The organism is Mesorhizobium sp. M1A.F.Ca.IN.020.06.1.1 (genome assembly GCF_004023265.1).
Lineage (GTDB): Bacteria > Pseudomonadota > Alphaproteobacteria > Rhizobiales > Rhizobiaceae > Mesorhizobium.
The window spans coordinates 1-540 of the sequence record NZ_RZSR01001729.1 but is presented as its reverse complement, the minus strand read 5'-3'; the positions used below and the strand labels follow the sequence as shown (position 1 = coordinate 540).

Annotated in this window: 1 protein-coding gene; it reads right to left on the bottom strand. The window is 62.8% G+C overall.

The window, feature by feature from the left end; all coding sequences use genetic code 11:
- Positions 1–540: DNA gyrase C-terminal beta-propeller domain-containing protein (locus EOA60_RS36580; protein WP_281060828.1), on the bottom strand; the 540-nt coding region annotated here is incomplete at both ends.

The window sequence follows — 540 nt, the reverse complement described above, 5'->3', positions numbered from 1 at the left end:
GGCGCACACCCTTGCCTCGCGCCATTTCCGGGATTTCAGACAGCGGGAAGATCAGCATCTTGCGATTCTCGCCGACGATGGCGAGATGGTCGCCGGCAACCGGAATGCAGCGTTTGGCCTCGTCCGGCGCCTTGACGTTCATCACCTGCTTGCCCTTGCGGGTGTTGGCGATCACCTCTTCCTCGGAGACGACGAAGCCGTTGGCGTCGTATGAGACCAGAAGCAGCCTGCGCTTCGGGTCGTGCACAAAGGCGGTGACGATGTCCTGGTCGTTTTCCATGTCGACGATGATGCGGATCGGCTCGCCATGGCCGCGCCCGCCCGGCAGCCGGTCGGCGCCGATGGTGTAGAACTTGCCGCCGGTGGTGAAGACCAGGATCTTGTCGGTCGTCTGCGCGTGGAAGGCGAGCTTCAGGCTGTCGCCTTCCTTGAAGGCAAGCTGCGAATAGTCGGTCAGGTGACCCTTCATCGCGCGGAGCCAGCCCTTTTCCGAAACCACGACGGTGACAGGCTCGCGCTCGATCATGGCGTGCGCGATAT